General features: G+C 65.3%; 20 protein-coding genes. 13 read left to right on the top strand and 7 right to left on the bottom strand.

The window, feature by feature from the left end; genetic code table 11:
- The first annotated feature begins 123 nt into the window (after window positions 1–123).
- The 4 genes from ACIPHN_RS22500 (at window position 124) to ACIPHN_RS22485 (ending at window position 4,356) form a co-directional block, all read left to right on the top strand.
- Entirely contained in the window at window positions 124–1,371 is a 1,248-nt protein-coding gene (locus ACIPHN_RS22500) for a CaiB/BaiF CoA transferase family protein (protein ID WP_400440419.1), read from the top strand.
- A 68-nt stretch (window positions 1,372–1,439) separates the two neighbouring features.
- On the top strand, window positions 1,440–2,477 hold the full coding sequence (locus ACIPHN_RS22495) for an ABC transporter substrate-binding protein (protein ID WP_400440416.1): 1,038 nt from the start codon (window positions 1,440–1,442) through the stop codon (window positions 2,475–2,477).
- Between the two features lie 177 nt (window positions 2,478–2,654).
- Window positions 2,655–3,464: an ABC transporter ATP-binding protein gene (locus ACIPHN_RS22490; RefSeq protein ID WP_400440413.1), complete on the top strand. Its 810-nt coding sequence runs from the start codon at window positions 2,655–2,657 to the stop codon at window positions 3,462–3,464.
- A gap of 40 nt (window positions 3,465–3,504) precedes the next feature.
- On the top strand, window positions 3,505–4,356 hold the full coding sequence (locus ACIPHN_RS22485) for an ABC transporter permease (protein WP_400440410.1): 852 nt from the start codon (window positions 3,505–3,507) through the stop codon (window positions 4,354–4,356).
- Between the two features lie 57 nt (window positions 4,357–4,413).
- On the opposite strand, the gene ACIPHN_RS22480 is transcribed toward ACIPHN_RS22485, so the two are convergent.
- A complete protein-coding gene (locus tag ACIPHN_RS22480; RefSeq protein ID WP_400440407.1) occupies window positions 4,414–5,541 on the bottom strand; it encodes a mandelate racemase/muconate lactonizing enzyme family protein in 1,128 nt (375 codons plus the stop codon).
- A gap of 157 nt (window positions 5,542–5,698) precedes the next feature.
- Here ACIPHN_RS22480 and ACIPHN_RS22475 point away from each other — a divergent pair, with 157 nt between their 5' ends.
- From ACIPHN_RS22475 to ACIPHN_RS22465, 3 genes are all read left to right on the top strand, one after another.
- A complete protein-coding gene (locus ACIPHN_RS22475; protein WP_400440404.1) occupies window positions 5,699–6,592 on the top strand; it encodes a LysR substrate-binding domain-containing protein in 894 nt (297 codons plus the stop codon).
- Window positions 6,593–6,716: 124 nt separating this feature from the next.
- Complete coding sequence (locus ACIPHN_RS22470) at window positions 6,717–7,682, top strand: dihydrodipicolinate synthase family protein (protein ID WP_400440402.1); 966 nt, start codon at window positions 6,717–6,719, stop codon at window positions 7,680–7,682.
- 89 nt (window positions 7,683–7,771) lie between these two features.
- Entirely contained in the window at window positions 7,772–9,115 is a 1,344-nt protein-coding gene (locus tag ACIPHN_RS22465) for an MFS transporter (protein WP_400440399.1), read from the top strand.
- A 136-nt stretch (window positions 9,116–9,251) separates the two neighbouring features.
- On the opposite strand, the gene mctP is transcribed toward ACIPHN_RS22465, so the two are convergent.
- Window positions 9,252–10,745 carry a monocarboxylate uptake permease MctP gene (gene mctP / locus ACIPHN_RS22460; protein ID WP_400440397.1) on the bottom strand — a complete coding sequence of 498 codons (1,494 nt, stop codon included), beginning with the start codon at window positions 10,743–10,745 and terminating at the stop codon, window positions 9,252–9,254.
- Entirely contained in the window at window positions 10,746–10,925 is a 180-nt protein-coding gene (locus tag ACIPHN_RS22455; protein ID WP_400440394.1) for a DUF3311 domain-containing protein, read from the bottom strand.
- A 286-nt stretch (window positions 10,926–11,211) separates the two neighbouring features.
- Between ACIPHN_RS22455 and ACIPHN_RS22450 the strand changes: the two genes are divergently transcribed.
- Window positions 11,212–13,308, top strand: a complete 2,097-nt coding sequence (locus ACIPHN_RS22450; RefSeq protein ID WP_400440392.1) for a putative bifunctional diguanylate cyclase/phosphodiesterase — start codon at window positions 11,212–11,214, stop codon at window positions 13,306–13,308.
- Window positions 13,301–14,149 (top strand): NAD-dependent protein deacetylase, encoded by an 849-nt coding sequence (locus ACIPHN_RS22445; RefSeq protein ID WP_400440389.1) that lies wholly within the window; start codon window positions 13,301–13,303, stop codon window positions 14,147–14,149. The genes ACIPHN_RS22450 and ACIPHN_RS22445 overlap by 8 nt, the downstream gene beginning before the upstream one ends.
- Here the strand turns inward: ACIPHN_RS22445 and ACIPHN_RS22440 are convergent.
- Both ACIPHN_RS22440 and ACIPHN_RS22435 read right to left on the bottom strand, forming a co-directional pair.
- Window positions 14,076–15,641 carry an MFS transporter gene (locus tag ACIPHN_RS22440; RefSeq protein WP_400440386.1) on the bottom strand — a complete coding sequence of 522 codons (1,566 nt, stop codon included), beginning with the start codon at window positions 15,639–15,641 and terminating at the stop codon, window positions 14,076–14,078. The two genes, ACIPHN_RS22445 and ACIPHN_RS22440, sit on opposite strands and share 74 nt — an antisense overlap.
- A gap of 57 nt (window positions 15,642–15,698) precedes the next feature.
- Window positions 15,699–16,187, bottom strand: coding sequence for a heme-binding protein (locus ACIPHN_RS22435; protein WP_400440383.1), 489 nt, complete (start codon window positions 16,185–16,187; stop codon window positions 15,699–15,701).
- A 145-nt stretch (window positions 16,188–16,332) separates the two neighbouring features.
- Between ACIPHN_RS22435 and ACIPHN_RS22430 the strand changes: the two genes are divergently transcribed.
- The 3 genes from ACIPHN_RS22430 to ACIPHN_RS22420 all read left to right on the top strand — a co-directional run bounded on the left by ACIPHN_RS22430 (window position 16,333) and on the right by ACIPHN_RS22420 (window position 19,436).
- Complete coding sequence (locus ACIPHN_RS22430) at window positions 16,333–17,241, top strand: LysR family transcriptional regulator (protein ID WP_400440380.1); 909 nt, start codon at window positions 16,333–16,335, stop codon at window positions 17,239–17,241.
- Between the two features lie 105 nt (window positions 17,242–17,346).
- On the top strand, window positions 17,347–18,552 hold the full coding sequence (locus ACIPHN_RS22425) for an acyl-CoA dehydrogenase family protein (protein ID WP_400440377.1): 1,206 nt from the start codon (window positions 17,347–17,349) through the stop codon (window positions 18,550–18,552).
- Between the two features lie 29 nt (window positions 18,553–18,581).
- The gene (locus ACIPHN_RS22420) at window positions 18,582–19,436 is read left to right on the top strand and encodes a MetQ/NlpA family ABC transporter substrate-binding protein (RefSeq protein ID WP_400440374.1); all 855 of its coding nucleotides are present in this window, start codon (window positions 18,582–18,584) and stop codon (window positions 19,434–19,436) included.
- Between the two features lie 259 nt (window positions 19,437–19,695).
- On the opposite strand, the gene ACIPHN_RS22415 is transcribed toward ACIPHN_RS22420, so the two are convergent.
- Window positions 19,696–21,036, bottom strand: a complete 1,341-nt coding sequence (locus ACIPHN_RS22415) for an LLM class flavin-dependent oxidoreductase (RefSeq protein WP_400440372.1) — start codon at window positions 21,034–21,036, stop codon at window positions 19,696–19,698.
- Window positions 21,037–21,058: 22 nt separating this feature from the next.
- Window positions 21,059–21,403, bottom strand: coding sequence for a DUF3088 domain-containing protein (locus tag ACIPHN_RS22410; RefSeq protein ID WP_400440369.1), 345 nt, complete (start codon window positions 21,401–21,403; stop codon window positions 21,059–21,061).
- A 163-nt stretch (window positions 21,404–21,566) separates the two neighbouring features.
- On the opposite strand from ACIPHN_RS22410, the gene ACIPHN_RS22405 reads away from it, so the two are divergent.
- Window positions 21,567–22,586, top strand: coding sequence for a DUF4105 domain-containing protein (locus ACIPHN_RS22405; protein ID WP_400440366.1), 1,020 nt, complete (start codon window positions 21,567–21,569; stop codon window positions 22,584–22,586).
- Window positions 22,587–22,623: the final 37 nt, after the last annotated feature.

Raw genomic sequence — 22,623 nt, 5'->3', positions numbered from 1 at the left:
CTCACGCACTTCAGGACACGGGCCTCTTTCCCCCAGAGCCGGGTCCGGCAACATCGACAAAGAGGAGAACACCGGTCAGCGCCCGCGCCGCGACATGCGCGCCAGGCCGCCGGTGCAAGCACGATGACGACAGCCACATCCAAGCCCGGCCCGCTGGCCGGCATCAAGGTGCTCGAACTGGGCACGCTGATCGCAGGCCCCTTCTGCTCACGCATGCTGGCCGAGTTCGGCGCCGACGTGATCAAGGTCGAGGCGCCCGGCAATGGCGACCCGCTGCGCCAGTGGCGCGTGTTGAAGGACGGCACCTCGCTGTGGTGGTCGGTCCAGGCGCGCAACAAGAAGAGCATCACCCTGAACATGAAGGATGAGCGCGCCCAGGAAATCGCCCGCCAGCTCGCCCTCGAAGCCGATGTCATCATCGAGAACTACCGTCCCGGCGTGCTGGAGAAATGGCACCTCGGCTATGAAGACCTGAAGAAGCTCAATCCCGCCACCATCATGGTGCGTCTGTCCGGCTACGGCCAGACCGGCCCGCTGCGCGACCTGCCGGGCTTCGGTGCCATCGGTGAATCCATGGGCGGCATCCGCTACGTCTCCGGCCACCCGGACCGTCCGCCGGTACGCATCGGCATTTCCATCGGTGACTCCATTGCCGCGCTGCATGGCGTGATCGGCGCCATGATGGCCTTGCGCCACCGCGATGTCACCGGCGGCCGCTGGAACGGCAAGCAGGGCGACGATTGCGTGGCAGGGCAGGGGCAGATGGTGGATGTGGCCCTGTACGAGGCCGTCTTCAACATGATGGAATCGATGGTCCCCGAGTTCGACTTCGCCGGCGTGGTGCGCGAGCGCACCGGCGGCGCGCTGCCGGGCATCGTGCCCTCCAACACCTATACCACCGGCGATGGCATGAACATCGTCATCGCCGGCAATGGCGACGCCATCTTCAAGCGCCTGATGAATGCCATCGGCCGGGAAGACATGGCCAACGATCCGGGGCTGGCCCGCAACGATGGCCGCGTGCCGCGCACGGCCGAGATCGATGCCGCCATTCAGCAATGGTGCGATACCCAGACCATCGATGCGGCGCTGGCGACCCTGCAGGGCGCCGATGTCCCGGTGGGCAAGATCTATTCGGTCAAGGACATGATGGGCGATGCCCAGTTCCTGGCCCGCAACATGTTCGAGCAGCACCAGTTCGCCGACGGCACGCCGGTCAAGCTGCCGGGCATCACCCCCAAGATGTCCGAGACACCGGGCCAGACCCGCTGGCTGGGCCCGGAGCTGGGCGAGCACAGCGATGAAATCCTCAATTCGCTAGGGTATGATGAGGCCCACATCAAGAAGCTGCGGGACGAAGGCGTGGTCTGAAGCAGCACACAGGCGGTACCCCTGCAGCACAACAAGCAGCACCCCATCCACGACACGGAGGAGACACAATGAAATTAAGCTGGAAGCAATTGCTGATCGCCGCGGGCCTGTTCCTGGCCGGCTATTTTTCGTTCAACGGCACTGCTGGCGCACAGGCGCTGGAAAAGCCCAAGGTCTCCATCGCCGTGGGCGGCAAGAACCTGTTCTACTACCTGCCGCTGACCATTGCCGAACAGCTCGGCTATTTCAAGGATGAGGGCCTGCAGGTCGAGATCTCCGACTTCGCCGGTGGTGCCAAGGCACTGCAGGCCATGGTGGGCGGCAGCGCCGACGTGGTCTCGGGCGCCTTTGAGCACACCATCAACATGCAGGCCAAGAACCAGCCCATCGTCGCCTTCGTGTTGCAAGGGCGTGCACCGCAGATCGTGCTGGCGGTCAACAACAAGACCATGCCCAACTACAAGGGCATCGCCGACCTGAAGGGCAAGAAGATCGGTGTCACCGCACCGGGCTCCTCCACCAGCATCATGGCCAGCTATGTGCTGGCCAAGGCTGGACTGAAGCCTACCGATGTCTCCTTCATCGGCGTGGGCGCGGCCGCTGGCGCCATCTCGGCGATCCGCTCCGGCCAGATCGATGCCATCGCCAACCTCGATCCGGTGATCTCCATGCTGGAACAGCATAACGAGATCAAGACCATCGCCGATACCCGTACCCTGAAGGACACCAACGACGTCTTCGGCGGCCCCATGCCGGCAGCGACCCTGTATGCCCCGGCGGCCTTCATCCAGAAGTACCCCAACACCACCCAGGCCCTTACCAACGCCATGGTGCGCGCCCTGAAGTGGATCCAGAAGGCCGGCCCCTCCGACATCATCAAGGCCGTGCCCGAAAGCTATCTGCTGGGCGACCGCTCGCTCTACATCGATGCCTTCATGAAGGTGCGCCAGGCCATCTCGCCGGACGGTTACTTCCCGCCGGGCGGCCCCGATACCGCGCTGCGTACCCTGAAGGCCTTCGAGCCCTCGCTGGCCGACAAGCAGATCGATCTCTCCAAGACCTTCACGAATTCCTTCGTGCAAAAGGCCAACGCCAAGTACAAGTAAGGCAGTGGCAAGCGGCGGGAGCCTGTCTCCCGCCCGCTGCGAATGCAACCCAGATGCCCGGCAACGGGCATTTGCGCATCTTGGGCAGTCCCTAGCAGTGAACAGCAAGCAGCATCAGCCAGTATCGACCAGTATCGACCCGCATCAACAACCGGGGCCTCCACCGCCCAGAACGTCATGACTCCAGCACTCCAGTTCGACAACATCACCTGCACCTTCGTCTCCAAGGACGATCGCACCCAGCGCTACACGGCCGTGGCCAACACCGACCTGTCGATCGCGCCGGGCGAGTTCGTCTCCGTGGTCGGCCCCACCGGTTGCGGCAAGTCCACGCTGCTCAACGTCGGCGCCGGCCTGCTGCGTCCTTCCTCGGGCAGCGTCAAGGTGTTCGGTGAAGAGCTGACCGGCATCAACCGCCGCGCCGGCTACATGTTCCAGGCCGAGGCACTGATGCCCTGGCGCAGCGCGCTGCAGAACGTCATCGCCGGCCTGCAATATCGCGGCCAGGACGAGAAGTCGGCGCAGGAACTGGGCGAGCACTGGCTGGCCCGCGTCGGCCTGCAGGGCTTCGGCGACCGCTATCCGCACCAACTCTCGGGCGGCATGCGCAAGCGCGTGGCGCTGGCGCAGACGCTGATCCTGGATCCCGACATCATCCTCATGGACGAACCCTTCTCGGCCCTGGACATCCAGACCCGCCAGCTGATGGAAAACGAAGTCCTGGACCTGTGGAACGCCAAGAAGAAAGCCGTGCTTTTCATCACCCACGATCTCGATGAAGCCATTGCCATGTCCGACCGCGTGATCGTGCTGGCTGCCGGTCCCGGCACCCACCCCATCGGCGAATTCAGGATCGACCTGCCGCGTCCGCGCGACGTGGCCGAGATCCGCATGCACCCGCGCTTTGTCGAATTGCACCAGCAGATCTGGGATGTGCTGCGCGACGAAGTGCTCAAGGGCTATCAACAACAGAAGCGTGCGGCATAAACGGCCACCGGCAGAATCAGCAAGAGAAAGAAACAGCACCATGTGGAAATTACTGAAACCCAATCACAAGAACATCCGATTCTGGCAACTGATGGTGTTGCTGGTCGTGCTGGTGGTCTGGCATGCGGCCACCCGCAATCCGCAGACCGCCTTCTTCTTCGGCGAGCCGATCAAGGTCGCGCAACGTATCTGGGAATGGTTTACGGTGGGCAGCGGCTCCCTGGAAGTGGGCATCGGTGACACTACCTTCTTCACCCTGAACTTCCCGGCCGAGATCTATTCCCACCTGCTGGTGACCCTGACCGAGACCGTGCTGGCCTTCATCATCGGCACCGTCTCCGGCCTGGGCATCGGCCTGTGGCTGGCGCTCTCGCCGACCGCCTCGGCCATCCTCGATCCCTACGTGAAGGCGGCCAACTCCATGCCCCGCGTGATCCTGGCGCCGATCTTCGCGATGTGGTTCGGCCTGGGTATTTGGTCCAAGGTGGCGCTGGCGGTCACGCTGGTGTTCTTCATCGTCTTCTTCAACGTCTACCAGGGCGTCAAGGAAGTCAGCCCGGTGGTCTTGGCCAATGCCCGCATGCTGGGCGCCAATGCGCGTCAGCTGCTGCGCACGGTCTACCTGCCGTCGGCGACCTCGTGGGTGTTTTCCAGCCTGCACACCTCCATCGGCCTGGCCTTCGTGGGCGCGGTGGTGGGTGAGTACCTGGGTTCGGCGCGTGGCGTGGGCTACCTGATCCTGCAAGCCGAGGGGAGTTTCGACATCAACACCGTCTTTGCCGGCATTGTCGTGCTGACGGTCTTTGCCCTGGTGCTGGACCTGGCCGTGGGCATGATCGAGAAGCGCCTGATGAAGTGGCAGCCCAAGAGCGGCGAGACCGAGAAGCTCTGAGCCACCGACGATACGCAGCCATGCCCTTGGATCGAGGTCGAACGGCATGGCCTGCGCTTATTGCCTGATAGTGCTCCACTTGCCGTAACGGGCCACCTGGGATTCATCGAAATCGAAGCCCAGGCCCGGTGACTGGTGCAAGACCACGTTACCGTTGCGATGCGTCAGCTGACGATCGATCAGTCGGCGGAAGTTGAGCACCTGGTCATCCCAGAAGAATTCCACATAGCGCGCATTGGGGGTGGCTGCCACCAGCGGTGCATGCACATCGTGGAACCAGTGCGGACACATCACCTTGCCGTAGCTGGCGGCCGTGGCGGCAATGCGGCGCCATTCGCTGATGCCGCCGCAGACCACGGCATCGGTTTGCAGGATGGCCGCGCCATCCTTGTCCAGCAATTCCTTGTGATACCAGCGGCCATAGCCGATCTCGCCCGTGGCCACCGGAACGCGCGTGAGCCTGGCCAGGCGCGCGTGGTTGTCGATGTCGTCGGGCGAGAAGGGCTCCTCGATGAAGTAGGGATCGTACTGCTCGAAGCGACGTACATGCTGCAGCGCCTGGGTGAGATCACCCCAGCCGTTGTTGATGTCGAGCATCAGCTCCACGTCCGGGCCGATGGCTTCGCGGGCCGCGCGCACGCGCGCTTCCTCCTCCCTGGGCGAGAGTCGCCCCGATTTCATCTTCACCGCCTTGAAGCCCATGGCCACATAGCTGGCCATTTCATCCCCCAGCGCCTGCGGGGTCTTGCCGTCCAGGTAGTAGCCGCCGCTGGCATAGGCCGGGACTTCGTCCAGGTGGACCGCACCCAGGTACTTGTGCAGCGGCAGCTGGCTGCTGCGGGCATTGAGATCCCAGAGTGCGGTATCGAGAATGCTCAAGGCCCGCATCACCGTGCCGGCGCGCCCATGCAGCAGCGCCTCCTGGTACATGGCTTGCCACAGGCCTTCCACGGCCAGCGACTCCTTGCCGATCAGCAGCGGTGCCAGCAATTGCTCCACTGCCGTCGTCAGGATCGCGCCCCCGGTGCTGCCGACATAGCAAAAGCCGATGCCGACCACGCCGTCGGTGGAGCGCACCTTGACCAGGCCATAGTCACGGGCCGAGACCGTGCGGGTGGCAAATGATGTGACCCGGTCCAGCGGCACGCGCGCGGTGCAGACCGAGACTGATTCGATGATGGGCATGTCTTGTTTCCTCCTCGATGGAATGGATGAGTGATGTGAACACGTCGCCGGCGCTTCGTCGGGCAGCATGTGCGGCACATTCTGATTGACGCCAATCAATGAAAACAGTACGTTCCGATATCTTGAAAAGATAATTATTCTATTGATCGGAGACCGCATGGATACGCGCTACCTGCAGAGCTTCATCCATGTCGCAGAGCTGGGATCGATCGCCGAAGCCGCGCGGCGCCTGGATCTCACGCCGGCGGCGGTGGCCCAGCGGGTGCGCCTGCTGGAGCAGGAGATGGGCATGAGCCTGATCCGCCGTTCCGGGCGCACGGTGGCCCCCACCGAGGCCGGTGCGCGCATCCTCGAACGGGGGCGCCAGGTGCTGCGCGACATCCGCGACCTGCGCGACGACCTCAGTGACGGCCGCGACCTGGCCGGGCAACTGCGCGTGGGCGGCACCCCGACCATGATGCTGGCGGTGCTGCCGGACCTGGTCTCGCGTTTTCTGGCGCAGCATCCCAAGGTGGATATCTACCTGGAGCCTGGCACCTCGACCACGCTGTTTCGCAAGGTGGTCGATGGCGACCTCGATGCGGCGCTGCTGATCCAGCCCCTGTACGAGCTGCCCAAGAGCTGCGGCTGGTACACCATGCGCGAAGAGCCGCTGGTGCTGCTCGCCCCCAGCGCCATGCAGGTCGACGATGTGCATGCCACCCTGGAGCGCGAGCCCTTCCTGCGCTACGACCGCGCCACCGTGGGCGGCCAGCTGGCCGAGGCCTATCTGCGCCAGTACGGCATACGCACCCGCCAGCGTTGCGAGATGGATGGGCTCGATGCCATCGCCGCGCTGGTCGAGCGGGGGATCGGCGTATCCCTGGTGCCGGCCTGGGTGGCCGCCTCCAATACGCGCCTGGCGATCCGCCGCTGGCCCCTGCCACAACGCAGCGCACGCCGCGTGGTGGGCATGACCTGGACACGCACGTCGGCGCGGACCCGGCTGGTGCATTGCTTCCTGGAACTGGTCAAGGCATGGCGCAAGAACGATAAAAATTCTATCGATTGACGCAAGCGAAGCATGATTATTCTGCTTCCTGAAGTGGGCAATACTGGCCGCCGTCCACCAGTGCAACCGTGCTGGCACCCAGACTGCCGCGCGCCGTGCGCCGGCCCATTTCAGGAGACTTGCCATGACCCATCCCGCCGCGCCGCCCGCGCCCGCCCCCGCCCCCCGCCTGGGCGGTGTGCTCTCGCCTGTGCTCACGCCCTTCGAGGCTGACGGTACGCCCTCGATCGCCCGCTTCATCGAACACTGCCGTACCCTGCTCAATCACGATGTCGGCCTGGCCGTATTCGGCACCAATTCCGAGGCCGCCTCGCTGAGCGTGGCCGAGAAGCGCGGCCTGCTCGACGTGCTGCTCGATGCCGGCATGCCTGCCGCGCGCATGATGCCCGGCGTGGGCGCCTGTGCCCTGGGCGATACCGTGGAACTGACACGCCACGCGGTGCGGGCCGGTTGCGGTGGCGTCCTGATGCTGCCGCCGTTCTACTACAAGGCGGTCAGCGAAGAAGGGCTGTTCCGCGTCTTCGCCGAGGTGATCGAGGCGGTCGCCGATACGCGCCTGCGCATCTATCTCTATCACATCCCCCCGGTGGCGCAGGTCGGCATCAGCCTGGGCCTGATCGAGCGGCTGCTCAAGCGCTTCCCCGGCGTGGTGGCCGGCATCAAGGACAGTTCGGGAGACTGGAACAACACCGCCGCCATGCTGCGCGAATTCGGCGCGGCCGGTTTCGATGTCTTCGCCGGCAGCGAGACGGCGCTGGTGCAGACCATGCGCCATGGCGGCGCCGGCGTGATCTCCGCCACCGCCAATGTCAACCCGGCCGGCATCGCCGCCCTGTGTCGCCAATGGGATGACCCGCAGGCCCAGGCCTGGCAGGAGGAACTCAACGAAGTCCGCGCCGCCTTCGCCGGCTTCCCCATGATCGCGGCGATGAAGGCGGCCATGTCCTGCGGACTGCGCGATCCGGGCTGGAACCGCCTGCGGCCGCCCCTGGTGGAGCTCGACGCCATCGACCGCGAGGCCCTGCTGCGCCAGCTCGATGCCCTGGGCTTTGCGCTCTACCAGGGCCGGGTCAGCACGGCCCTCTGCTGAGCGCCGCAACGTCCCCATCCATCACAAGAAAGCTGCAGCGGCCTCGCAGGGCGGGAGGCCAGCCGTGGCATCCACATCAAGGAGACTCCATGCATTCCCAGACCCTTTCTGAACCGGCCAGCGCTCAGTCCTCCCGGGCGGGCGAGGCGGCACCTGCCGATCCGGCCCTGGGCGAACGTGTCTTTCGCCGGGTCGCCTGGCGCTTCATTCCACTGCTCTTCGTCAGTTACGTGGTGGCTTACCTGGATCGCGTCAACATCGGCTTTGCCAAGCTGCAGATGCTCAGCGACCTGCAGTTCAGCGATGCCGTCTACGGCCTGGGCGCGGGCCTGTTCTTCCTCGGCTACTTCCTCTTCGAGGTGCCCAGCAACCTGCTGCTGCATCGGCTGGGGGCGCGCCGCTGGATCGCCCGCATCATGATCAGCTGGGGGCTGCTCTCGGCCCTGACGGCCTGGGTCGAGACACCGGCGGCCTTCTATGCCATCCGCTTCCTGCTGGGCATTGCCGAGGCCGGTTTCTTCCCGGGCGTGATCCTGTATCTGACCTACTGGTTCCCGGCCCGGCGACGCGGCCGCATGACCGCCATGTTCATGGCCGGCAATCCGGTCTCGGGCATCGTGGGCGGTCCGCTGTCGGGCTACATCATGTCCGCCTGCGGCGGTGCCATGGGCTTGTCGGGGTGGCAGTGGCTGTTCGTGCTGGAGGCCATCCCGGCGGTCCTGCTGAGCGTGCTGATCTACTTCCACCTGGATGACCGCGTGGCCGATGCCTCCTGGCTCGATGCCGACGAGAAGCAGGTGATCGAAGCCGCCGTCGCCCAGGACGCCAGCGGTCGCACCCACAGTTCGGCAATGGGCGCCATGCTCTCGGGCCGGGTCTGGCTGATGTGCCTGATCCTCTTCGGCATGGTCATGGGCTCCTATGCCATCGGCTTCTGGCTGCCGTCCATCCTGCGCGGCGCCGGCATTGCCGATCCCTTGCATATCGGTTTGCTGGCGACGATTCCCTATGGCGCCGCCCTGGTCTCGATGCTGCTGGCCGGACGCAGTGCCGACCACTTCCGCGAGCGGCGCTGGCATGTGGCGATACCGGCGCTGGTGGCGGCCGCCGGGTTCATCCTGTGTGCGCTGAGCGAGAATCAGGTCCTGCCCGCCATTGCCGGCCTGAGCCTGGGGGCGATGGGCGTGGTCACGGCGGTGTCGATGTTCTGGGCCTTGCCGACCGCCTTCCTGGGGGGCGCCGCCGCAGCAGCCGGTATCGCGCTCATCAATTGCACCGGCAACCTGGCCGGCTTCGTCAGCCCTGCGATGATAGGTTGGCTGAAGATGCAGACCCATTCGGTGTCCTCGGGTCTGTTCCTGGTGGCGGCGATGCTGACACTGTCGGCCTTGCTGGTCGTGTTGTGCGTCCCCTCGCGGCTGGTCGATCGCTGACGCCGGACGCGATGCGCGAAAAAAAAGAGGAGGACCATGTCCTCCTCTTTGCTGTCGGGATATCAGGTAGCCGTCATGGCGTGCGGTCGCTGCAACCTTCGGATAACGCCGCACGCACGACCACGCTGTTATCTCCTCAGTGCTTCAGCGCGGGCTGCTCGCCACGCCCCAGCACCAGGTTGGCCAGCACGGCCACCACCACGTTGATGGCCAGGGCGATGAGACCGGTATAGAGCGTATAGGTCTCGCCGCCGATGATGAAGCTGTGCACCGGCTTGATGCCATCGGCAAAGGCCAGCCAGCTGCCGCTGACGATGCCCACCGTCCAGCCGCACAGCAGGGCGCGTGCACCGAACCAGCTGACGAACAGACCGAACACCAGCGCCGGGAAGGTCTGCAGGATCCACACGCCACCCAGCAGCTGCAGGTCCAGCGCGAACTTGGTCGGCAGGAACAGGATGAACACCAGCGCGCCGAACTTGACCACCAGCGACACCACCTTGGCCACCTTGGCCTCGCCTTCATGGGAGATGCCCGGATTGACGTAGGGCTTCCAGAAGTTGCGGGTGAAGAGGTTGGATGCGCCGATGGACATCACCGCCGCCGGCACCAGGGCACCGATGGCGATGGCTGCAAACGCGAAGCCGGCGAACCAGCCCGGGAACAGGCCATTGAACAGCGCCGGTACCACGTCGTTGTTGGTCTGCACTTTCACGCCGGCCGCATAGGCCATGTAACCCAGCAGCGCAATCAAGCCCAGCAGCACGGTATAGGCCGGCAGGAACACGGCGTTCTTGCGGATGGTGTTGGCGTCGCGGGCCGCGAAGATGCCGGTCAGGGTATGCGGATACATGAAGGCCGCCATCGCCGAGCCCAGCGCCAACGTAGCGAAGGGCAGGAACTGCGTGGGCTTCAGGGTCAGGCCGGTAGCGCCACCCTTGAGGGCGAAGGCATCGCGGGCCGAGCTGAACACCGCGCCATAGCCACCCAGCTTGGCCGGTACCACGATCACCGCCACCAGCACGACGATGTAGATCATCACGTCCTTGACGAAGGCGATCAGCGCGGGTGCACGCAGGCCGGCCGAGTAGGTGTACAGCGCCAGGATCACGAAGGCCGCCAAGAGCGGCAGCTCACCGGTCAGGCCCAGCGCCTTGATCACCACTTCCATGCCGATCAGTTGCAGGGCGATGTAGGGCATGGTGGCCACCACGCCGGTGAGGGCAATGGCGAACTCCAGCGGACGCGACTTGTAGCGACCCCAGACCACGTCGGCGGCCGTCACGTGGCCGGCCTTGTGGGCGGCATGCCAGAGCTTGGGCATGATCACGAACACGATGGGATAGACCAGGATGGTGTAGGGCAAGGCAAAGAAGCCATAGGCCCCCACCGCATAGACCAGCGCCGGCACGGCGATGACGGTATAGGCGGTATAGAAATCGCCGCCGACCAGGAACCAGGTGATCCAGGTACCGAAGTTGCGGCCGCCCAGGCCCCATTCGTCAAGATGGGCGCCCTTGTTGCTGGGACCGGCCATCCATTTCGAGGCCAGGAAGCCCATCACGGTGACCAGGGCGAAGAAGAACAGGAAGACCCAGAGCGCGGTCCAGTGGATGTTGGAGGTATCCATTTACTCGACTCCCTTCTTCACGCCATCACGATAGACCAGCCAGATGATCAGCGAGGTCAGCGGTACCCAGGCGAACTGGTACCAGTAGAAGAAGGGGAAACCGAACAGGGTGGGCAATTCGGTGTTGTAGAACGGGACCCATAACAGGCCGATGAACGGCAGCAGGAGTAAAAGCCGCATGAATGATGCTCCTCGAACTTTTGGCGGAAGGTTTTTTATATCAATGCCCCTCCGCCTTGAGGGCGGGAGGCATTGTGAAAGTTGCACTGAAATTATAGGGAGAATTGCAAACTCGCGCCGCCCCACGGTGAGATCAGGGGAATCCTGAATGAAGGACTTGGCCGATCAGGTTAGAATGCTGCCGTAAAAGCAAGAAATATCCGTGCGGCAACCCGCCTGCATCCGCATCATGCCGATGTCCAGGGGGATCCACGCAACGGACCGGCCGTGAACGGGAGGTTTAGCAATGACCCAGCAAGATGACTTGAACGAATTCAGTTCCGAGAATGCCTATCGCCTGCTGGTCCAGGGCGTCACCGATTACGCCATCTACCTGTTGCGCGCCGATGGCGTGGTGGCCAACTGGAATGCCGGCGCCCAGCGCTTCAAGGGCTATACCGCCGAGGAAATCGTCGGTCGTCACTTCTCCACCTTCTACAGCCCCGCCGAGCGCGCCGAAGGCCTGCCCCAGCGCGGCCTGGATACCGCCCTGCGCGAGGGCCGCTTCGAAGGCGAGGGCTGGCGCATCCGCAAGGACGGCAGCCGCTTCTGGGCGCATGTGGTGATCGACCCCATCTACAAGGAAAACGGCGAGCTGATCGGCTTTGCCAAGATCACCCGCGACTGTACCGAGCAGCGCCGTATGGAAGAGGCGCGGCGCGACACCGAAAACCGTTTCCGGCTGCTGGTGGAGGGCATCACCGACTATGCCCTCTACATGCTCAACCCCGATGGCACCGTAGCCAACTGGAACGCCGGCGCCCAGCGCGCCAAGGGTTACCTGGAGAAGGAGATCGTGGGCCAGCATTTCTCCGTGTTCTACCAGGAGCAGGACCGCCTGGCCGGACTGCCCACCACCAACCTGGAAATCGCCCTGCGCGAAGGCCGCTTCGAGGATGAGGGCTGGCGCGTACGCAAGGATGGATCACGCTTCTGGGCGCATGTGGTGATCGACACCATCTACAAGGAAAACGGCCAGCTGCTGGGCTTTGCCAAGATCACCCGCGACCGTACCGAACAGCTCGAAAGCAACGCCAAGATCATCTACCTGGCGCGCCACGATGCCATGACCGGCCTGCCCAACCGCCTGCAGTTCCTGGAGCGTCTCGACGAGGCCATGGACAACCTGCATCGTGGCGAACAGCAGATCGCCGTCGTCAGCATCGACCTGGATGGCTTCAAGGAAGTCAACGATGCCTTCGGCCACGCGGTGGGCGACCAGCTGCTGTCCGAACTGGGACGCCGCATGAAAGCCCTCGCCGGCGAAGGCGAGACGGTGGCGCGTTTCGGCGGTGACGAATTCGTCGCCTTCAAGGTGTTCCGCCAGCAGCGCGCGCTGGCCGACTTCATCAGCCGCCTGCAACGCGCCCTGACCACCATGCTGCACCTGGCCGATACCGATATCGCCCCGGGCGCCAGCATCGGCGTGGCCATGTTCCCGGGCGATGCCGAGGAACGCACCCAGCTGCTCAACAATGCCGACCTGGCCATGTATCGCGCCAAGAAGAGCATGGACGAGAAGATCTGCTACTACGAAGCCACCATGGACGAAGCCTCGCGCGCGCGGCGTGCCATGGCGCGCGACATCTGGACGGCGCTGGAACGCGGCCAGTTCTTCCTGAACTACCAGATCCAGCGTGCGGTCAGCAGCGACGAGATCACCGGCTACGAAGTCCTGCTGCGCTGGGAGCATCCGGTGCAGGGCCTGATCTCGCCATCCATCTTCATCCCCGTGGCCGAGGAATGTGGCGCCATCGGCGCCATCGGCGACTGGGTGCTGGAGCGCGCCTGCCGCGAGGCCGTGCAATGGGACCTGCGCCCTCGCATCGCCGTGAACCTGTCGGCCATGCAGCTCTCCAACGCTGCCCTGGTGGAGCGGGTGCGCTCGGTCCTGGCGGCTACCGGACTGGCGCCGGAGCGGCTGGAGCTGGAAGTCACCGAGACCGCCATCATCGCCGACCGCGACCGGGCGCTCTACCTGCTGCAGCAACTCAAGGTCATGGGCGTGACCATCGCCATGGACGATTTCGGCAGCGGCTACTCGTCGCTGGAAACCCTGCGCTCCTTCCCCTTCGACAAGATCAAGCTGGACCGCAGCTTCATCAGCGAGCTGGAAACCAGCAAGCAGGCCAAGGCCTTCGTGCGCGCCATCCTGGCGCTGGGCCACAGCCTGAACGTAGCGGTGCTGGCCGAAGGGGTGGAAACCGAAGCCCAGCGCGCCATCCTGGAACAGGAAGGCTGCCACGAGGGCCAGGGTTTCCTGTTCGGCCGTCCGGCCCTGCTCGATGTGCTGGGCGAGCTGCACCAGGCCGTGCCACCACAGGACCAGCCGCGTCGTGCCTGACATCGCCGATCCGCTGGCGGCACTGGTGCAGCTGCTGCTGGAGCGGCGCGATGTGCTGGTGCTGACCGGGGCCGGCATCAGCACGGCCTCCGGCATTCCCGATTATCGCGATGACGATGGCGTGCGACGCGGTCGCCTGCCTATCCAGGGCAATGAGTTCCGCCAGTCCGAGGCCGCGCGCAAGCGTTACTGGGCGCGCAGTATGCTGGGCTGGCCACGCCTGGCGCAGGCCACGCCCAATGCGGCCCACCGGGCGCTGGCGCAATTGCAGCAGGCCGGCCATCTCGGCGCCATCCTGACCCAGAATGTCGATGGCTTACACCAGCAGGCCGGCAGCGCCCAGGTCATCGAGCTGCACGGCAGCATCCACGAGGTGCGTTGCCTGTCCTGTGCCACCGTCTATCCGCGCGCGCAGATCCAGCAGGAGTTGCAGCGCCGCAATCCCGCCCTGGCGCACCTGAAGGCCGAGGCATTGCCCGACGGCGACGCCCAGCTGGAGCCCGAGGCCGATGCCAGCTTCCATGTGCCCGACTGCGTCGCCTGTGGCGGCGTGCTGCAACCGGACGTGGTGTTCTTCGGCGATGGCGTGCCTGTCGCGCGCAGTGCCCTGGCCGAGCAGGCGGCACGGGCCTGCGATGCCATGCTGGTGGTGGGCAGTTCGCTGATGGTGTTGTCGGGATTCCGTTTTCCGCGCATGGTGGCCGAGGCCGGCAAGCCGGTGGTGGCCATCAATCGCGGTGTGACGCGGGCCGATGCGCTGCTGGCCGTCAAGATCCGGGAGGACGCCGCAACGGTGTTGCCGCGACTGGCCGATCAGCTACTGCAGGCGCGGCGCGCCTGATCGCCCACACCACGATCGCCGCCGCCGTCACGGCCAGCAAGGCCGCCACCGCGAAGGCATGCGAAAACCCCTGCGCATAGGCTTGCCGCGCCAATACCATCACACTGTTCTGCTGCCCTGGGTAGAGTTGTGCGGCTTGTTCCAGGTCACCGGCCATGGCGCGTTCGACAAAGCGGCGCACATGTAGAGCATCGCCATCGAAGGTGGCCAGTGCGCTCGCCATGGCCTGGCTTGCGCCTTCGGCCAGCACCGCTCCCAATCCTGCAAAGCCGGCCAGCACGCCCGTGAAGCGCGCCGTCGTGCTGATCCCCGAGGCCATGCCGGCGCGCTCGCGCGGCACGTTGCCCATGATGGCCTTCTGCGTCTCGCCATTGAGCAGGCCACCACCGCTGCCTAGCACCGCCATGCCCAATGCGGTCCACAGCGGAGATGCCGCGCCAGCGGCCATTACCATCAGCAGATTGCCCAGCGCGGTGATGCCCAGCCCCAGCGCCAGGATGGCGGGTGAGGAAAAGCGTTGTCCCAGCCGGCGACCCCATTGCGGCAACAGCAGCATGGCCAGCGCGAAGGGCAACATCGCCAGGCCGCTGTGCAAGGCATCCAGGCCACGCGCATTCTGCAGGTACAGCGGCAAGAGCGAGGCCATCACCTGGGCCGAGGCCGCATAGGCGAACATGGCCGCCACCGCCGCCACGAAACCGGGACGGCGGAACAGGCCCAGCTCCAGCATGGGATGGGCAGCGCGACGCTGCCAGCCGATGAAGAGCGCCAATAAAAGAGCGCCGCCCAGGCTGCGAGCGACGCAAGCAACGCTGGTCCACCCGTGCTCGGGGCCGGTGATCAGGGCCCAGGTCAGCAGGAAGATCGCGCTGGAGAAAGACAGGATGCCCAGGGGATCGAGCGGGCGTGGCAGGGGATTGCGCGACTCCGGCACATGGTGCCAGACCGCCACGCCCAGCACGGCGCACACCGGCAGGTTGATGGCAAAGGCCCAGCGCCAGCCCAGCAGGGTATTGATGACCCCGCCCACCAGCGGCGCCAGCACCATGGTCAGGCCCATGACGCCGCCCCAGACCGCCCAGGCATGGGCGCGTTCGCCTTCGTCGTGGAAGGCATGGCCGATCACCGCCAGCGCCGGTGCCAGCAGCAGCGCCGCCCCCACGCCCTGCAGCGCACGCGCCACGTACAGCGCCTGCGCCGACGGCGCCAGCGCGCAAGCCAGCGAGGCGGCGGCAAAGAGCAGGATGCCGCACGCCAGCACGCGCTTGCGGCCGAAACGGTCGGCCGTGGCGCCGGCCGGCAGCAGCAGGGCGGCAAAGCACAGCACGTAGCTGCTCACCATCCATTCGATCTCGCTGAAGGAAGCGCCCAGCTCGCGTGCCACCGTGGGCAGGATGATGCCGACCACGTTGGTGTCCAGCACCGTCATGGCACACCCGAGAGAACCGGTCAGCAGGATGCGTCCCGCCGCAGTGGAAAATGGCCAGCGCATGAGCTTGCTCCTCGTTCAGTGGGCAGGGTGGTCGGGTTGGTCGGGTTGGCTGGCGGCTTACTTCAGGGCGGCGGCGCCGGCCTTGGCGATTTCCTCGTCATGCTGGGGCGTGTCGGCCGAGACGCCGATGGCACCGACGATCTGGCCCTCCGCCACCAGCGGCACGCCACCGCGCATCAGCACGAAGCCGCGCGCCGTGATGGCGGCCGGACGCGTGCCATTGATGGCATCTTCCAGCGCCCCGCTGGGACGGCGGAAGAGGGCGGCGGTACGTGCCTTGCCCGGCGCCAGCTCGACTCCGGCGGGCACGGCTGCATTGTCCATACGCACCAGCGCCAGCGGCAGGCCGGCCGCATCTACCACCGAGATGACGCAGGGCCAGTTTTCGGCCTGGGCCTTGGATTGCGCGGCCTGGATCACCTGCTGGGCGGCGGCCAGCGTCAACACCGGTTGCGTGGGCAGGCCAGCGGCGCTGGCGACGTTGGCGATACCGGCTGCCAGCAGGGTGGACAGGAAGAGGGTAGCGGGAAGTCTGGCCTTGGACATGGAGGGCTCCTGGAAATGAAGTGAAAGGAAGTCCTCCATTGGAGCAGCAGCGATAATTCGTTTCAATAACGGTGAAATGGCAAATAATTAGTTTTAAACTAATTCAAAATCACCACCTTCATCATCATCTATCTGGAGCAAAACGATGGAACTGCGTCACCTGCGCTATTTCCTGGTCGTGGCCGAAGAGCTGCACTTTGCCCGCGCCGCCGAGATCCTGGGCATCGCACCACCCACGCTCTCGGTACAGATCCGCGAACTGGAGCGCCAGCTGCAGGCGCAACTGTTCGTACGCACCAAGCGCTCGGTGGCGCTGACCTCGGCCGGGCGCGATTTCGTCGTGCAGGCGCAGGCGGTGCTGGCGCGCTTCGACCAGGCCATCGACGTCGGTCGCCGCGCCGGACGGGGCGAGCTGGGCCGGGTCGAGATCGGCTATGTGGGTTCGGCCGTCTTTGGCGGCATCCTGCAGCAGCAGATCAGCGCCTTCCGCCAGCGCTGGCCGCAGGCCAGCGTGCATGCCCGCGAATGGCCGATGGACCAGCTCGCCGATGCGGTCGAAGAAGGCAAGGTCGATATCGCCTTCCTGCGCATGCCGCTGCCGCTGGGTCCGGCGCTGCAATCGCATGTGCTGTTGCGCGACCGCTTCTGCCTGGCCCTGCCGGGCGATCATGCGCTGGCATCGGTCACCGATGCGACAGCGGTACGCTCGCGCGCGCTGGCGCAGGATGCCTTCATCCTGCCCGAGCAGGAGCTGGGCAGCCGCGAGGTCTGGCGTCGTGGTGGTTTCGAGCCGCGCAGCGTGAGTCGTCCCGGCGGCTTGCTGGCGGTGCTGGCCGAGGTGTCGGTGGGTGCCGGCGTGGCAGTGGTGCCGGGCGTGCTCACCTCGGTGGTGACGCTGCCCAATGTCTGCTACCGCGCGCTGGCCGGCGCGCCGCTGGTGTCGGAGGTGGCGGCGGTATTCCGCCGCCATGAACGTGCACCGGCGGTACGCAACATGATCGCGGCCATCCGCGCCAGCAAGCCCGTACAGCTGCACGCCGTGCCGGGCCACTGAGACGGCGGGGGGCGGCGCTGCATATCCATATCCGATTTCCTTCCTTCATTTGCACGCGACTGCGGCCACATAATCCTTTGTCAGCTTCATCCAGCAAAGGACCTCATGAGCACCTCCACGCCCGCGTCTGCCCAGGCATTGCACCAACGCTTTGCCGATCTCTTCGCCCGCATCGCCGAGGGCGCCATCGCCCGCGAGAGCGAGCGCCGCTTGCCCACCGAAGAAGTGCGCCAGTTGAAGGAGAGCGGCTTCACCGCCCTGCGCGTGCCGGTGGAACACGGGGGGGGCGGCGTGAGCCTGGCCGACTACTTCTCGCTGCTGATCCGCCTGGGCGAGGCCGAATCCAACCTGCCGCAGATCCTGCGCGTGAATGCCGGCTTTACCGAGCTGCTGCAGGAGCGTCGCGACGACGCCGATACGCGGCGCTGGCTCAAGGTCATCGGCAGTGGCCAAACCTTCGGCGCGGCCGCTTCCGAGCGTACCGGCACCACCTCCAACTCGGTGGTGCTGGAACAGGATGCCAGCGGCCAGTTGCGCCTGAATGGCGAAAAATACTATTCCACCGGCACCCTCTATGCCGACTGGATCCTGGCGCGCGGCCACGACCATGAATCCGATCTCAACGTCATCGTCCACGTCAACGCCCCCGGTGTGGAACGTGTCGACGACTGGGATGGCTTCGGCCAACGCCTGACCGGCAGCGGCACCACGCGTTTCCACAACGTGCCGGTGCAGGCCGACCAGATCCTGGACCGCTACCAGCTCTCGCAGCCGCGCCGCAATACCATCATCACCTCCTTCTACCAGACCTTCCACCTGGCCACGCTGGCCGGCATTGCCCGCGCCGCCCTGCGCGATGCGATCGCCTTCACCCGTCCGCGCAGCCGCACCTTCGGCGTGCCGGGGCAATCGGTGCCGCGCGAGAATCCGCTGGTGCACAGGGTGGTGGGGCGCCTGTCCAGCCTGGCCTGGTCGGCCGAGCAACTGACCCTGGCCATCGCCCGCGAGCAGGATGCACTCAATGAAGCCCGCCGCGCCGGCAGCGCCACCACCGAGGATTACAACCTGCTCGACATCCGCACCTTCGAGGCGCAGCAGATCGTCATCGGCCAGGTGCTGGAAGCCACCACGCTGCTCTTCGAAGTCGGCGGCGCCTCGGCCACCAGCCAGGCATTGCGCCTGGATCGTCACTGGCGCAATGCGCGCACGCTGGCCTCGCACAATCCGGTCACGCAGCGCGAGGCCGCCATCGGCAACTTCCACCTCAATGGCGAAGCGCACAACGAGCGCTTCGGCCACGGCTATGTCTGAGTGCCAGTGATCGTCAAAGGAAATCCCTCATGCTGAAAAAACTTGCCAGCCTGCTGTTGCTCGGCGCCGCCGTGGTCGCCGGCGCCCAGGCCGCTCCGCCGGCTGCACCCGAGCGCGAACTGAAGGTCGGCTTCGTCCCCGGACCCTACATCGATGAGTTCAAGCTGGGCGTGCAACCCGAGCTGGAGAAGAAGGGCTACAGGATCCGCTACTATGAATTCTCCACCGGGCTGGAAGCCAACAGCGCCGTCTTCAAGGGCGACATCGATGCCAACGTGATGCAGCACTCGGTCTTCCTGGCCTCCTACAACGAGCGCAACAACACCGACCTGGTGGGCATCGTGCAGGTGCCTACGCCGCCCATGGGCCTGTATTCGCGCAAGCACAAGGACCTGAACAATCTCAAGAAGGGCTTCACCGTGACCGTGCCCAACGACCCGGTCAACCTGCAGCGGGCCCTGTGGATATTGCAGCGGCTGGGCTGGATCCGCATCCGCGAGAACAAGCCGGTCGATGTCACCGAACTGGACGTGGTGGAAAACAAGGTCGGCCTGAAGCTGTTGCTGTTGGAAAACGCCCAGGGTCCGCGCGCGCTGGACGATGCCGACTTCGTCGCGATCCAGGGCAACTTCGCCATCTTCGCCAAGCTCAAGCTCTCCGAGGCCTTTATCCTGGAAGACATGAAGCCGCCCTACATCAATGTGGTGGCCGTCAAGAAGACCCGCCAGGACGAGACCTATGCCCGCGACATCGCCCAGGCCTACCGCTCCGAGAACTTCCAGAAGGCCATCCGCAGCGACCGCTTCTATGACGGCTTTGCCTTGCCGGATTACTTCAGCAGCAGGGACAGGGACGACAGGAATCTCAAGCTGGGCAAGAACTGACCAAGCGGTCCATTTAAAGTTCTCTTCAACCCATTTGAAACCGTTCGGACTGAGTAGGCCCTTCAGGGCCGTATCGAAGGCGCTCCTGAGCCTGGTGCGCCTTCGATACGCGGCTACGCCGCTACTCAGGACGAACGGTCAGCGCCGGCGCGATCAAAGTCGAAGCAGGCTTAGGGGCTGGCAACACGCTTGACTGAACGGCATCACGCCCCGGTCTATTCCGGGGCGAGCTTTTTTCCTGTAGGTGTGAGCGGAAGGTTCAGGCGGCTCTTGCCTGGCCACCGGTACTGGCCGGATGGGCCAGTCCGAAATGCTCGCGCAAGGTCTTGCCCTCATACTCGCGGCGGAAGATCCCGCGCTGTTGCAGCAGCGGCACCACACCATCGACGAAGTGTTGCAAGCCATCCGGCAAGGCATCGGGCATGAGGTTGAAGCCATCGGCAGCACCGGCCTTGAACCACAGTTCGATTTCGTCCGCAATCTGCTCGGGCGTGCCGACCAGTACGCGATGACCGCCACCCCCGCACAGGGCGCGGATGACATCGCGCACGGTATGCGCACGCCCCTTCACCAGCGACAGCGTGGCATGGAAGAAGGTATGGTTGCCATTTCCGCCAGCGGGCAGGGCCAGCTTCTCCGGCAACGGGCGATCCAGATCCAGGCTATCCACCGGGACGCCGAGGATGCCGGCCAGGCGCTTCAAGCTATATCTCCAGGGAATATTGTCGATCAGCTCGTCACGTCGGCGCAGCGCCTCGGCCTCGGTGGCACCGATGATGGTGGCCAGCCCCGGCAGGATCTTGACCGCATGCGGACCCCGGCCGAGCTGGGCCGCGCGGGTGTTGATGGCGCGACTGTAGGCCAGGGATTCTTCCACCGTATGGGCCGCCGAGAAGACCGCCTCGGCATGGCGCGCCGCCAGCTCCTGGCCATCCCCCGAACCACCGGCTTGTACCAGCACCGGCTGCCCTTGCGGCGTGCGCGGCAGGTTCAGCGGGCCATGGACCTGGAAGTGCGGGCCGCGATGGGCGATGGGATGTACCCGGCCGTCGTCGATGAAGCGACCGCTGGCCTTGTCGGCCACCAGTGCCTCGTCTTCCCAGCTGTTCCACAGGGCCTTGACCACCTGGGTGAATTCGTCGGCGCGGGCATAGCGCGCCGCATGGTCGGGGACCTTGTCCTGCCCGAAATTGCGGGCCGAGGCCAGGTCGGCGGTGGTGACGACGTTCCAGCCGGCCCGTCCGCCGCTCACATGGTCCAGCGTCGCAAAGCGTCGCGCGATGTTATAGGGCTCGTTGTAGCTGGTCGAGGCCGTGCCGATGATGCCGATATGGGTGGTCGCCGCTGCCACGGTCGCCAGCAGCACGGTGGGCTCCAGCGCGGTGATGGGGCGGAAATCGATCTGCTCGATGATGGCCGCGTTATCGGCCAGGAACACCGCGTCGAACTTGGCGGCCTCGGCGATGCGCGCCACCCTGACGTAGTGGGCGGCATCGATGAAGGCCAGCGGATCGGCCTGCGGCAGCCGCCAGGCCGAGGGGATGAAGCCGGAATGCAGGATATTGACGTTGAGGTGCAATTGCCGTGGGGGCTGGCTCATGGGGGCTCCGGAAACAGGTGGCTCAATGCACGCGGGCAAAACCGTGGCGTTGCGCCAGCAGCGCCAGGATGCGGCGCGTATCGGTGACGAAGTGGCGGCCGTTGGCCACTTGCGCATCCTCGGGCAGGGGATGTTCATCCCCCAGGATCAGCACCGGCAAGCCCTGGTGCTGTTCACCCAGCAGGGCGACCACTTCGGCGCGTGGACGCGCGAAGGGCAGGCGACGGATGTCGACGCCCCTGGCACGTTCAGGCTCACCGGCCAGCAAGCCCTCGATGGGCGCGCCATCGGGGCAGATGAAGCGCTCGCCCGGATGGGCGGGATCGGTGAAGCCGTATTCGAGCAAGACTAAGAGGTCGCGGGCCATGGATACATTCCTGATGGTGGGAGATCCGCCGATTCTCTGCCTGCCGGGCGCAGGGCAGCCACGAATATATCCGCATAAACTTATACACAGGGCGCGGCTACAATGCCCGCATGCGGGAGGGACCCCGCTGCCTGACCAATAACGACAATATCGCACGATGCCGATGGGCCTTCTTTCCTTTGTATTGCTGATCCTGCTGGCCGGCCTGGTGCTGGGGCTGGCCGTGTGGGGCGGGTTTGCGTTGTGGTACCAGTGTCCGGGAGCGCGTCGGGCGCGCGTCCTGGCAATCCTTGCCTGGAGCGTGCCAGCGCTGGCGACGCTGGCGTCACTGGCTGGTGCGGGAAGTGCCCTGCGCTGGGGGCCGATTGCATTCGTGCTGGCGCTGGTGCTGCTGCTGTCGTGGTGGCGTGGCATCCGTCCTTCGCATGAGCGCCGCTGGGCCGATGATGTGGCGCGCATGCTGGTCTCGCAGGTGAACGGCGACCAGGTCGCGCTGCAGCAGGTACGCAATTTCGACTGGCGCAGCGAGGCCGACTACGACATCCGCTGGGAGACCCGCCACTACGATCTCGCGCAACTGGTCTCGGCCGACCTGGTGCTGTCCTACTGGATGGGGCCGGCGATCGCCCACACGCTGGTGTCCTTCGGCTTTGCCGATGGCCAGAGGCTGGTGTTCTCGCTGGAGATACGGCGCGAGCGTGGCGAGGCGTTCTCGGCGCTGGGCGGATTCTTCCGCAAGTTCGAGACCGTCATCGTTGCCGCCGATGAACGCGACATCCTGCGCACCCGCACCCATGCGCGCGGCGAGGACGTCTACCTGTACCGGCTGCGCCTGCGACCCGACCAGTTGCGCAAGGTCTTCCTGGGTTACCTGGAACGCGCCGCGCAGTTGCACCAGACGCCGCGCTTCTACAACACTCTCACCAGCAATTGCACCACCATCGTCTTCGAACTGGCGCGCCGGCTCTCGCCGGGCCTGCCGCTGGATTATCGCCTGCTGCTTTCCGGGTACTTTGCCGAGTATGTCTACGACCATGGCGTGATGACGCCGGGGTATACCTTCGATCAATTGCGTCTGGCGGGCCGTATTACCGAGCGCGCGTTGCAGGGCGGTCCGAAGGATGACTACAGCCGGGTCATCCGGGCCGGCGTGCCGGGCGTGGCGGACGATGAGCTGCCCTGAGCCCGGGCCGCGCTCATGTGATTTCCGGATATCCAAG

The sequence above is a fragment of the Herbaspirillum sp. NPDC087042 genome (assembly GCF_044745245.1).
Lineage (GTDB): Bacteria > Pseudomonadota > Gammaproteobacteria > Burkholderiales > Burkholderiaceae_D > Herbaspirillum.
Note: the sequence above shows the minus strand (reverse complement) of the source record. Positions and strands in the feature narration are given on the sequence as shown.

What these genes read in the sequence shown, in the direction of transcription:
- ACIPHN_RS22500 (WP_400440419.1), top strand. Translation starts at nt 124, where the DNA reads ATGACGACAGCCACATCCAAGCCCGGCCCGCTGGCCGGCATCAAGGTG.
- ACIPHN_RS22495 (WP_400440416.1), top strand. Translation starts at nt 1,440, where the DNA reads ATGAAATTAAGCTGGAAGCAATTGCTGATCGCCGCGGGCCTGTTCCTG.
- ACIPHN_RS22490 (WP_400440413.1), top strand. Translation starts at nt 2,655, where the DNA reads ATGACTCCAGCACTCCAGTTCGACAACATCACCTGCACCTTCGTCTCC.
- ACIPHN_RS22485 (WP_400440410.1), top strand. Translation starts at nt 3,505, where the DNA reads ATGTGGAAATTACTGAAACCCAATCACAAGAACATCCGATTCTGGCAA.
- ACIPHN_RS22480 (WP_400440407.1), bottom strand. Translation starts at nt 5,541, where the DNA reads ATGCCCATCATCGAATCAGTCTCGGTCTGCACCGCGCGCGTGCCGCTG.
- ACIPHN_RS22475 (WP_400440404.1), top strand. Translation starts at nt 5,699, where the DNA reads ATGGATACGCGCTACCTGCAGAGCTTCATCCATGTCGCAGAGCTGGGA.
- ACIPHN_RS22470 (WP_400440402.1), top strand. Translation starts at nt 6,717, where the DNA reads ATGACCCATCCCGCCGCGCCGCCCGCGCCCGCCCCCGCCCCCCGCCTG.
- ACIPHN_RS22465 (WP_400440399.1), top strand. Translation starts at nt 7,772, where the DNA reads ATGCATTCCCAGACCCTTTCTGAACCGGCCAGCGCTCAGTCCTCCCGG.
- mctP (WP_400440397.1), bottom strand. Translation starts at nt 10,745, where the DNA reads ATGGATACCTCCAACATCCACTGGACCGCGCTCTGGGTCTTCCTGTTC.
- ACIPHN_RS22455 (WP_400440394.1), bottom strand. Translation starts at nt 10,925, where the DNA reads ATGCGGCTTTTACTCCTGCTGCCGTTCATCGGCCTGTTATGGGTCCCG.
- ACIPHN_RS22450 (WP_400440392.1), top strand. Translation starts at nt 11,212, where the DNA reads ATGACCCAGCAAGATGACTTGAACGAATTCAGTTCCGAGAATGCCTAT.
- ACIPHN_RS22440 (WP_400440386.1), bottom strand. Translation starts at nt 15,641, where the DNA reads ATGCGCTGGCCATTTTCCACTGCGGCGGGACGCATCCTGCTGACCGGT.
- ACIPHN_RS22435 (WP_400440383.1), bottom strand. Translation starts at nt 16,187, where the DNA reads ATGTCCAAGGCCAGACTTCCCGCTACCCTCTTCCTGTCCACCCTGCTG.
- ACIPHN_RS22430 (WP_400440380.1), top strand. Translation starts at nt 16,333, where the DNA reads ATGGAACTGCGTCACCTGCGCTATTTCCTGGTCGTGGCCGAAGAGCTG.
- ACIPHN_RS22425 (WP_400440377.1), top strand. Translation starts at nt 17,347, where the DNA reads ATGAGCACCTCCACGCCCGCGTCTGCCCAGGCATTGCACCAACGCTTT.
- ACIPHN_RS22420 (WP_400440374.1), top strand. Translation starts at nt 18,582, where the DNA reads ATGCTGAAAAAACTTGCCAGCCTGCTGTTGCTCGGCGCCGCCGTGGTC.
- ACIPHN_RS22415 (WP_400440372.1), bottom strand. Translation starts at nt 21,036, where the DNA reads ATGAGCCAGCCCCCACGGCAATTGCACCTCAACGTCAATATCCTGCAT.
- ACIPHN_RS22410 (WP_400440369.1), bottom strand. Translation starts at nt 21,403, where the DNA reads ATGGCCCGCGACCTCTTAGTCTTGCTCGAATACGGCTTCACCGATCCC.
- ACIPHN_RS22405 (WP_400440366.1), top strand. Translation starts at nt 21,567, where the DNA reads ATGGGCCTTCTTTCCTTTGTATTGCTGATCCTGCTGGCCGGCCTGGTG.